This is a genomic window from Criibacterium bergeronii (assembly GCF_001693775.2).
Lineage (GTDB): Bacteria > Bacillota > Clostridia > Peptostreptococcales > Filifactoraceae > Peptoanaerobacter > Peptoanaerobacter bergeronii.
In genome coordinates, this window is record NZ_MBEW02000022.1 from 26,053 (window position 1) to 32,615 (window position 6,563).

The window sequence follows — 6,563 nt, forward strand, 5'->3', positions numbered from 1 at the left end:
TAACTTAATTAGCTTTTTCTAATTTCTCCATTATTTGCTTATAGTGTTCTATGGCGTTTGTTGTTAGATTGTTTGTATTAACTAAGAAATCTTCTTCGGAAATTGTTTTTATTTTGCTTATTAAAACTTCGTCAATATAAAACTTGTCTGGTTCGTCTTCATACCATCTTAGAAAGTGGTAGAATCTGTCTTTTCCTTTATTAAGTTTTAGTGATAAGCATTTTTCCTCTTCGTGTTCTTCTTCCTTAAATCCTAATTTTAGTAATTCTTCTTTTGTGGCTTTCTTCATCTTTCCTTGCCCCCTTGTTAGTCTTCTTCTACCTTTTTGTAGTTCCAATCGAAAAAGCTGCATACATATTCGTATAACTCTTTTTCTACTTCCTCTTCTGTTAGATCGTCGTCAAGTTCCAACACGTCTTCCGTAAAGTCTAAATGTGCTATTACTTTATATTTCATTTTCCACCGCCTTTATTTGTAGCCGAAGCCCTCGTATTCGTAGTTGATACTGTCTAAAATTTTTCCGCACTTTTTACAACGAATGTAGACGGTTTCGCCACTTATCCTTTTAAATACTGAATCTTGTACTACTTTTTCTGTTTCTTTATGCTTGCATAAAGCTTGCCTAATAGTGATTATTAGTTTCTTAAATGCTTGTCTTATCTTTGCTGCTAACTTCTTTAAAGATTTTTCCATTGTTTTTGCCCCTTCCTTTTCTTTTGTATCCGTCTATCTTGAAGCAATATATACCGTCGCCCCAATCTTCAACGTAATAACCTTCTTTCTTGTATTTCCTAGTAAGCTTTAATTTTTCTTTAAAGTCTTTATAAGGAATGTATAAAACAGTTTTAAGCCCCATCTTCTTTGCCTATATGCTTTAAAATGTGGGCTATTATATCTACTGCTCCTTTGATGTAGCTTATGCTTTGCTATCAGTTCCTTTTGTTTTCTGGTCGGTCTTTTTTCACTCATAACCTCACCACCTTTCATTTGTGCTATAATCATCTCAAAGGAGGTGATTGCATATGAAGATTCAAATCAAATTTAATGACAACAGCATTTTGACAATTGACGAAACAGATTGCTTAATACCTATTGTAAAAACAGACGCAGGTTCAAGCATAAGCACATTTAAAACACTCGAAAAACATACTCACGAAAATCTGTTGCCCTCAGTACTTGATACTATATTGCACTGCGATTATTTTTGTTTAAGCTCAAATAGACTAACCGCTTATAATGTTAAAAACATAGTATCAATAACTTCAGACTAAAATTTTATAACCCATACGGCTCTTTTGACCTTTTTCAGCTTGTCAGATGAGCCGTACCATTCCAATTCTCTTTTAGCCTTTTCTAAGCTTTTAACCGCCTTTTGATATATAACATCTATTTCATTTTGAAAAGGACTTTTCCTTTTTATCAAGCTCATCAACCCCACCCCTTTCGCTTGAACTACTTTACTAAAACAATACTAATTGCGTCGTCGTTTTGTTGGCTATTTGTCTACCTGTAGGTTAAAAAAATTTCTTTTCTTTCCTCATCATTTAGAGCAAGTATCTGAGATAAAGTGAGCATTTCTTTAACAGTAAAGTCAGTAATGTTATTTATCTTATTCGACAAAGCTTGTCTACTCAACCCTAATTTATTCGCTAAATAACCCATTTTATAGCCGGATTTTTTAATACTATCCTTTAGTTTTTTTGAATTTGTCATATCTCTCCTTTCTGTAGTTTCCTTTTTGGCTACAAAAAGATATTATCACCTTGTTTCTATTTTGTCAACTGCAATTTTAAAAAAAGTTAATTTTAATTGACAAAGCAGAAACACTAATGTATTATATATTTGTAAAGGAAGGTGATTCTATGACAGTATATGAAAGAATCAGGCAATTAAGAGAGCAACTTGGCATGACACAGGAACAACTAGCTTTTAAAGTCGGATACAAATCACGTTCAACAATAAATAAAATAGAAAATGGGCTAAGAGACATAAATCAATCACAAATAGTTGACTTTGCCCAAGCACTAAGCACAACCCCAGCATACCTGATGGGCTGGGAAGAAGAAAAAGACAAAAAACCAATCCCAAAACAAAGACCGGCAAAAACAAGAAGAGTATTAGTACACGGAACTGCATCAGGCGGATACCCAACATACATGGACTCAGATTATATTGACATAGACGACATAGCAGAATTTGAATACGTCGAAGAAAAATATTTCAACGGATTTGACCCGATAGTCGCCATAAAAGTACACGGACAAAGCATGGAACCCGAAGTACATGACGGCGACGTGATAATAGTAAGAATGCAATGTACAGTAGATAACGGAGATATAGCCGTAGTTGCAATAGACAACGAAACAGCAACATTAAAAATAATAAAAAACACAAAAAAAGGCTTAGAGCTCCACCCGATAAACGAAGAGTACGAAACACTCTTTTATACATGGGAACAAGTAAGAGAACTGCCTGTAAGGATAGTAGGTAAACTGTTGGAAGCAAGAAGAAAATTTTAAAATAAATAAAAAACTTAGGAGGAAGCAATGGAAGAAAAAAAACAAAGTAAAGGGAAAAAAATATTAAAAGGAATAGGAATTTTCTTTTTAATAATGATAGTTATAAGTGTCCTTTTCCCAAAAACAGAAGAACCAAACAACCAAACACAAGCAACGCAACAAGAAACAGCACAAGTACAAGAGCCAAAAGAACAAGAACAACCGGAAGCACCAAGCGTTCCAAAAGAATATGAAAACGCACTGAAAAAAGCACAAACATATTCAGATACAATGTATATGTCGAAAAAAGGACTTTATGAGCAATTGACAAGCGAATACGGAGAACAGTTTCCTGCAGAAGCAGCACAATATGCTGTAGATAATGTAAATGCAGACTTTAAAGAAAATGCTCTTAAAAAAGCTAAAACCTATCAAAATGATATGTCCATGTCAAAGCAAGCCATTTATGATCAGCTTGTTTCAGAGTATGGAGAGCAATTCACAGAAGAAGAAGCACAATACGCAATAAATAATTTAGAATAAAAGGGTAGCAATACCCTTTTAAAATACAAAAAAACCGTCAAAAACTACAAGAAAGGAGAGAAAAAGTGAACATAACCTACAGAGAAAAAGACGGCTCAATACAAGCAATAATAAGCTACAAACAAACAGGCAAATGGAAACAAAAATCAAAACAAGGCTTCAAGACAAAAAAACAAGCCAAACAGTGGGCAGAAAAACAACAATACAGCATAATGGAAGACAAACAAAACGGCATAGAAACAAACGAAATGACAATATCCCAAGCACTTGAAATATACCTAAACTACAAGAAAAACATAGTAAAATACAGCTCATACGAAATAATAAAAACAAGACTAAAAATATTAGAACCCATACAAAACATAGAAGTATCAAAAATAAAACCAATCCAAATAACAAACCTCATACAAAGTATGCAAGAAACAGGACATTACTACAAAAACGAAATACAAACAATAAAAACATACTTCGAATTTTGCAAAAAAGAATTAAAAATAATAAAAGAAAACCCCGTCAACATACCAAGAACAAACAAAAAAAGACAAGACAAAAGAATAAAATATATAGACACCGAATTATACCAAACAATACTATCAAACATACAAAACAAAAAAGAAAAACTATTAATCAAAATGATGTACAACACAGGAATGAGGAAAAGCGAACTATTAGGGCTAAAATACGACGACATAAAAGACAGCATAATAACAGTAACAAGACAAAAATACAACGGCACCATAACAACCCTAAAAACACAAAACGGATACAGACAAATACCAATACCACAAAACCTATACAACGAAATAAAACAAATAAAAATAAAAAACATAGACGGCTTCATATTTGACACAACAACAGCAAAAAAAACAGAATACAAGCTGAAAAAATACAACACATCATTCCACTGCTTCAGACACACCTACGCAACAAACCTAGTAGCAAAAAACATAAACCTAAAAGTTGCCAGCGAAATACTAGGAGATAAATTCGAAACATTCGTAAACACATACGTACAAACATCAAAAATCGAGCAAGAAAAAGCATACAAAAAAATAATAAACGAATAAAATAAAAAAAATTTTTGACGATTTATTGCCGATTTAAAAATAAATATGTATTTTTCAATATCTTTAAGCGTTTTTTATTAATGGTATAAATTAAATATATAATCAAAAATATTTAATTTAATACTAACTTACTTTGAAAATTATAGTATAAATATTGAAAAGAAATTTGTGTTGCTCTCTGATACAAAAAAATTTATAATGAAAAATAATACTACATTTTCTTATGTAAGTTAGTATAAGGAGACATATCATGATAGATATTAAATTTAACGAAGAAAAACATCAGTCAGAGGCAATAGATGGAGGAAAAGTCATAGGCTATAGCCATTTTTCAAAATCAGAAAAGATATGGATAATCGACCATACAATTGTATCAGAAGGATATGAAGGTCAAGGTATCGCAAGAAAATTGGTAGACAAAGTAGTAGAAAACGCAAGAAATAATAATATAAAACTAGCTTCAACTTGTACTTATGCACTAAAACTATTTACAACAAAAGACGAATATAAGGACATTTTTGTAGGCTAATTATAAAATTGGCAGGTGTTTAAATGGAAACCGATAGCAATATAAAACAAAGAGTCGTACTTGCAGGAATTAACATCACCACAAAATCAAAAAATAACTCCGACATAGATATTTACGACTCTATGAAAGAGCTTGAAGAACTGGCTCAGGCAGCCGGTGCAGAGGTAGTAGCTACATCTGTGCAAAACAAAGATACCTATGACGCCGCCTACTTTATAGGTAAGGGAAAAGCAGAGGAAATAGGTCAGATTGCACAAAATATGGAATGTGATACCATCATTTTTAATGATGAGCTTTCAGGAGTACAGATTAAAAATCTTGAGCAAATAAGTGGAGTTAGAGTAATTGACAGAACCATGCTTATTTTGGATATATTTGCAAAAAGAGCTCTAAGTAAAGAAGGCAAGCTCCAAGTAGAGCTTGCACAACAAAAATACAACCTATCTCACCTAATCGGCGTAGGCACATCGCTTTCGAGATTGGGAGGTGGAATAGGCACAAGAGGTCCGGGCGAAAAAAAACTGGAGACGGATAGACGACATATCGACAGAAGAATACTAGAGATAAAAAAGAGCCTAGAAGAAGTGGACAGAAATAGAATGACCCAGCGTCAAAAACGCTCCAAGTCAGGACTACCGCTAGTGGCATTAGTAGGCTACACAAACTCAGGAAAATCTACAATTTTAAATGAAATGATTAAGCTTAACAAGGATTATGACAAGGAAAAAGAAGTCTTTGCTAAAGATATGCTTTTTGCAACATTAGATACAGCACTTAGAAAATGCACATTACCATCTAACCTAGACATACTTTTAACTGATACAGTCGGGTTTGTATCGCAACTACCCCATGACCTTGTAGAGTCATTTAAAGCCACCTTGGAAGAGGTCAGATATGCTGATTTACTCTTACACGTAGTAGATTTATCTAACGAAAAATATCAGCTACAAATGCAGACCACAAAAAAAGTCTTATCCGAATTAGGTGTTGAAAATAAAAAGATTTTGTATGTTTTTAACAAGGCAGATAAGCTAAACTACGAAACTCAAATAGCAGTAGACGACCCATTCGTAATAATATCTGCTACTAAAAAATACAATCTTGACAAATTATACTTTGAAATAGAAAAAATATTGTTAGCCTCAAGAAAAAAAGTTGATATGAAAATCCCATATAAAGACTCCAATATTTTAGCTCAGTTAAAGTCAAAGTATCAATTTGAAGAAACATATGATGAGGATAGTGTAAATATTACGCTCAATATTGATCAACAGGATATTAATATATATAAAGAATATATTATTGCGGAGAAAAAATGAAAATAAAAGTAAAGTACAAGGATGAGCCTTGTCAGGATTTTAAATTTGTAGAAGGTAAATCAGACTGGATTGATTTAAGAGCTGCACAAACAAAAACTTTAAAACAATTTGAGTCTTGCAAAATACAACTAGGCTTTGCAATGAAACTCCCTGAAGGCTATGAGGCACATGTAGCACCTAGAAGTTCTACATATGACAAATTCGGCATTTTGCAGACTAACTCAGTCGGAGTGATAGACAGCTCATACTGTGGCGATGAAGACTGGTGGATGGTGCCAGTGCTAGCCATGAGAGATACTACTATAGAAAAAGGCGACAGGATATGTCAATTCCGTTTAGTTAAAAAAATGGAAAACGTGGACGTAGAAATAGTCGAACATCTTGGATATGAAAATCGTGGCGGTTTCGGCTCTACCGGTACAAAATAAGAGAACTAAAAAAATCGGTCAAATGACCGATTTTTTTAGTTCTCTTATTTATTAAATAGAAAAAATCTACATTTAGGATTTTAAAAAATTACATTCCTGTTATTAAGCTACCAAATAATGATAAGAATATAGGATTGTATATGTCATCTACTATAACTGCCCATGATGGGTACAGTACC

Annotated in this window: 12 protein-coding genes; 7 read left to right on the top strand and 5 right to left on the bottom strand. The window is 32.9% G+C overall.

Annotated features, from left to right (window positions below; genetic code table 11):
- Positions 1-4: 4 nt before the first annotated feature.
- The 3 genes from BBG48_RS08625 to BBG48_RS08635 all read right to left on the bottom strand — a co-directional run bounded on the left by BBG48_RS08625 (position 5) and on the right by BBG48_RS08635 (position 856).
- Positions 5-289, bottom strand: coding sequence for a hypothetical protein (locus BBG48_RS08625; protein ID WP_068913987.1), 285 nt, complete (start codon positions 287-289; stop codon positions 5-7).
- Between the two features lie 179 nt (positions 290-468).
- The gene (locus BBG48_RS08630) at positions 469-693 is read right to left on the bottom strand and encodes a hypothetical protein (RefSeq protein WP_066538508.1); all 225 of its coding nucleotides are present in this window, start codon (positions 691-693) and stop codon (positions 469-471) included.
- Positions 644-856 (bottom strand): hypothetical protein, encoded by a 213-nt coding sequence (locus tag BBG48_RS08635; RefSeq protein ID WP_116170961.1) that lies wholly within the window; start codon positions 854-856, stop codon positions 644-646. The genes BBG48_RS08630 and BBG48_RS08635 overlap by 50 nt, the downstream gene beginning before the upstream one ends.
- Before the next feature lie 166 nt (positions 857-1,022).
- On the opposite strand from BBG48_RS08635, the gene BBG48_RS08640 reads away from it, so the two are divergent.
- Entirely contained in the window at positions 1,023-1,271 is a 249-nt protein-coding gene (locus BBG48_RS08640) for a hypothetical protein (protein ID WP_068913986.1), read from the top strand.
- On the opposite strand, the gene BBG48_RS11030 is transcribed toward BBG48_RS08640, so the two are convergent.
- The gene (locus tag BBG48_RS11030; RefSeq protein WP_158527924.1) at positions 1,268-1,429 is read right to left on the bottom strand and encodes a hypothetical protein; all 162 of its coding nucleotides are present in this window, start codon (positions 1,427-1,429) and stop codon (positions 1,268-1,270) included. The genes BBG48_RS08640 and BBG48_RS11030 overlap by 4 nt on opposite strands.
- Positions 1,430-1,503: 74 nt before the next feature.
- Positions 1,504-1,713 (bottom strand): helix-turn-helix domain-containing protein, encoded by a 210-nt coding sequence (locus BBG48_RS08645; RefSeq protein WP_068913985.1) that lies wholly within the window; start codon positions 1,711-1,713, stop codon positions 1,504-1,506.
- 149 nt (positions 1,714-1,862) lie between these two features.
- On the opposite strand from BBG48_RS08645, the gene BBG48_RS08650 reads away from it, so the two are divergent.
- The 6 genes from BBG48_RS08650 (at position 1,863) to BBG48_RS08675 (ending at position 6,384) form a co-directional block, all read left to right on the top strand.
- Positions 1,863-2,519 (top strand): LexA family protein, encoded by a 657-nt coding sequence (locus tag BBG48_RS08650; protein WP_068914110.1) that lies wholly within the window; start codon positions 1,863-1,865, stop codon positions 2,517-2,519.
- 27 nt (positions 2,520-2,546) lie between these two features.
- Positions 2,547-3,041: an Ltp family lipoprotein gene (locus tag BBG48_RS08655; RefSeq protein WP_068913984.1), complete on the top strand. Its 495-nt coding sequence runs from the start codon at positions 2,547-2,549 to the stop codon at positions 3,039-3,041.
- Positions 3,042-3,106: 65 nt separating this feature from the next.
- Complete coding sequence (locus BBG48_RS08660; RefSeq protein ID WP_068913983.1) at positions 3,107-4,108, top strand: tyrosine-type recombinase/integrase; 1,002 nt, start codon at positions 3,107-3,109, stop codon at positions 4,106-4,108.
- Positions 4,109-4,358: 250 nt separating this feature from the next.
- Positions 4,359-4,637, top strand: a complete 279-nt coding sequence (locus BBG48_RS08665; RefSeq protein WP_068913982.1) for a GNAT family N-acetyltransferase — start codon at positions 4,359-4,361, stop codon at positions 4,635-4,637.
- A gap of 23 nt (positions 4,638-4,660) precedes the next feature.
- On the top strand, positions 4,661-5,956 hold the full coding sequence (gene hflX / locus BBG48_RS08670; protein ID WP_068913981.1) for a GTPase HflX: 1,296 nt from the start codon (positions 4,661-4,663) through the stop codon (positions 5,954-5,956).
- Positions 5,953-6,384 (top strand): dUTP diphosphatase, encoded by a 432-nt coding sequence (locus BBG48_RS08675; protein ID WP_068913980.1) that lies wholly within the window; start codon positions 5,953-5,955, stop codon positions 6,382-6,384. Before hflX ends, BBG48_RS08675 begins: the two co-directional genes overlap by 4 nt.
- Positions 6,385-6,563: the final 179 nt, after the last annotated feature.